Raw genomic sequence first — 3,074 nt, 5'->3', positions numbered from 1 at the left:
GGCGGGCCCCTTTCGCATGGGCGAAGCGCTATGGTGCGAACGGCTGCGCATCGTGGACCGGAAGCGTGCCGGGAGCCTTCGCCGGGCCAGCCCCCCCGCTCGCCTCATTCTTTTGGCAGCGCCGATGCCTCCTCTCGCATAGACAGGGCTTCGCTCTGCGGGAGGGCGCGAAAGTCCGGCGTGTCGTCCGAGGCCGGACGTCTTCGACGCGCGAAAGGGGGATGGCCGCGAAGAACTTGGCTGTCTCACCTTGCCCTTCGGCGCTGCGAAGACAGATCGTCGCATGGTCCGCTTTGCACGCGCCGAGAGATCGGCTGTAAGGGCGGGCGCTCGGTTCGACGCTGCCCAGGAGCCTTTCGTGATCTCGCCTCGTCTTGTCGCCCTGCCGCGCCGGCTGTCTGACGCCCCATGGGCCAAGCGCCCATGAGCGCCGAAATCTTCGACACCGAAGAGGGCCGGCGGCTGCGCGAGGCCGAAAGCGCCGGCTGGCGGCGCTGGGGACCGTATCTCAGCGAGCGGCAATGGGGCACGGTGCGCGAGGATTACAGCGCCGACGGCGATGCTTGGGCCTCCTTTCCGCACGACCACGCCCGCTCGCGCGCCTATCGGTGGGGCGAGGACGGGATCGGCGGTTTCTGCGACGCGCACCAGCACTGGTGCCTCTCGCTCGGGCTCTGGAACGGGGCCGACCCGATCCTGAAAGAACGCATGTTCGGCCTCACCAATGCGGAAGGGAACCATGGCGAGGACGTGAAGGAAGTCTGGTGGTATCTCGACGCCACGCCGACGCACTCTTTCCAGCGGATGGTCTATCGCTACCCGCAGCGCGCCTTTCCCTATGCCGAGCTTCTGGCCGAGAACGCGCGGCGGCGCGGCACGCCCGCGCCGGAATACGAGCTGGCCGATACCGGCATTCTAGCCGAGCGGCGCTATTTCGATGTCGAGATCGCCTATGCCAAGGCGGGGCCGGACGATATCCTGATGCGCGTCGCCGTGCACAATCGCGGGCCGGAAGAAGCCGTGCTCCATGTCCTGCCGCAGCTCATGGCCCGCAATATCTGGAGCTGGGGCGACGGCGTGGAGAAGCCGCGCGTCGCACAACGGCAAGCAGGGCAGGGCGTGCGGGCCGAGCATCCGGGCTTCGCGCCGCGCCGCTTCGCCAGCCTCCAGCCGGCGCGGGTTCTCCTGTGCGAAAACGAGACCAACCATCGTCGCCTTTATGGCGAGGGGCCGGACGGCGCGTTCAAGGACGCAATCGGCGAGCATGTGCTGGGCGGCGGCGCGTCGGCCCTACCCGAGGCCGGCACCAAGTGCGCACTCTGGTCGGAGCATCGCATCGGCCCCGGCGAGGCGCTGACCTTGCGCTATCGCTGGTCGCCGGAAGGCGCGCCCGAGATGGACGAGACGGCGTTCGACGCGCTCTTTGCCCAGCGTCTCAGCGAAGCCGACGCCTTCTACGCCGTCCTGCAGAAGGACGTGCCGGACGCCGATGCGCGCCTCGTGCAGCGCCAGGCGCTCGGCAGTCTTCTCTGGTCGAAGCAGGTCTATCATTACGACGTCAAACGCTGGCTGGACGGCGACGCCGGCGCGCCCGCGCCGCCGCGCGAGCGCCTGTCGGGTCGCAATTCGGACTGGACGCATCTTTCCAACGCCGACATCATCCTGATGCCGGACAAGTGGGAATATCCCTGGTACGCCTCCTGGGACCTCGCCTTCCATGCCATGTCGGTGTCGATGATCGACCCCGCCTTCGCCAAGAGCCAGCTCCTGCTTCTGACGCGCGAATGGTACATGCATCCGAGCGGCCAGCTGCCGGCCTATGAATGGTCGTTCGGTGACGCGAACCCACCGATCCAGGCCTTCGCGGCGCTGCGCGTCTACCGCATGGACGAAGCGCTGACGGGCAGGGCCGACCGCGACTTCCTGGAGCGCGTCTTTCACAAGCTGATGATCAACTTCACCTGGTGGGTGAACCGCAAGGACGCGACCGACCGCAACCTCTTCCAGGGCGGGTTTCTCGGGCTCGACAATATCGGCGTGTTCGACCGTTCCGCGCCGGTGCCGGGCGGGGCGAAGATCGAGCAGTCGGATGGCACGGCCTGGATGGCCATGTATGCGCTCAATCTCATGCGCATGGCGCTGGAGCTCGCGCGCGAAAACAAGGTCTACGAGGATGTCGCCAGCAAGTTCTTCGAGCATTTCCTCGCCATCGCCTCGGCCATGACGCATGTCGGCGGCAGCGAGGCCGAGAAGGGCGGTCGCGGTCTCTGGGACGAGGAGGACGGCTTCTTCTACGACGCGCTGGTTCTGCCCGACGGCGGCGAGACCGTGCTGCGCGTGCGCTCGCTGGTCGGGCTCATTCCGCTTTGCGCGGTGGAGGTTCTGGACGCCGGGACCGCCGAACTCTTCCCGGCCTTCGCCGAACGCCTGCGCTGGATGCTGCACCATCGACCCGATCTGACGGGGCAGGTCTCGCGCTATGGCGAGACCGGCCAGGACGCTCGCCTGCTCCTCTCGCTCCTGCGCCGCCAGCGCATGACGGCGCTTCTGAAGCGCATGTTGAATGAGGGCGAGTTCCTGTCGCCGCATGGGCTGCGCTCGCTCTCCAAGGCCCATGATGCCGACCCGTTCGAGTTCGACTGGGCCGGCCAGCGCTACGAGGTGCGCTACGAGCCGGGCACGTCGGACGCCGGCATTTTCGGCGGCAATTCCAACTGGCGCGGCCCGGTCTGGATGCCGCTGAACTTCATGCTGGTGGAAGCGCTGCTGGAGTTCGAGCGCTTCTACGGCGAGGATTTCGCGGTGGAATGCCCCACCGGCTCGGGCCGGATGACCGGCTTGCGGGATGTCGCTGACGACATCTCCCGCCGCCTCTGCGCCCTGTTCCTGAAGGACGCCTCCGGCACCCGGCCCGCCATGGCGGGCGAGCGCGCACGAGACGAGGCGGACGACGACCGGATCAGCTTCAACGAGTTCTTCCACGGCGAGACGGGCCAGGGGCTCGGCGCGTCGCACCAGACCGGCTGGACCGCGCTCGTCGCCCTCCTGCTCCAACCCCGCCACACCGTGCGCGG

Annotated in this window: 1 protein-coding gene; it reads left to right on the top strand. The window is 67.8% G+C overall.

Annotated features, from left to right (window positions below; translation table 11 throughout):
* Positions 1 to 423 precede the first annotated feature (423 nt).
* Positions 424 to 3,074, top strand: a 2,651-nt coding sequence (locus AUL36_RS05025) for an MGH1-like glycoside hydrolase domain-containing protein (protein WP_244497037.1), incomplete at its 3' end; no start/stop codon positions are given.

This window comes from Aureimonas sp. D3 (assembly GCF_001463805.1).
GTDB classification, from domain to species: Bacteria; Pseudomonadota; Alphaproteobacteria; order Rhizobiales; family Rhizobiaceae; genus Aureimonas; species Aureimonas ureilytica_A.
The sequence above is the reverse complement of the archived record's forward strand: the minus strand, read 5'-3'. Positions and strand labels throughout refer to the sequence as shown.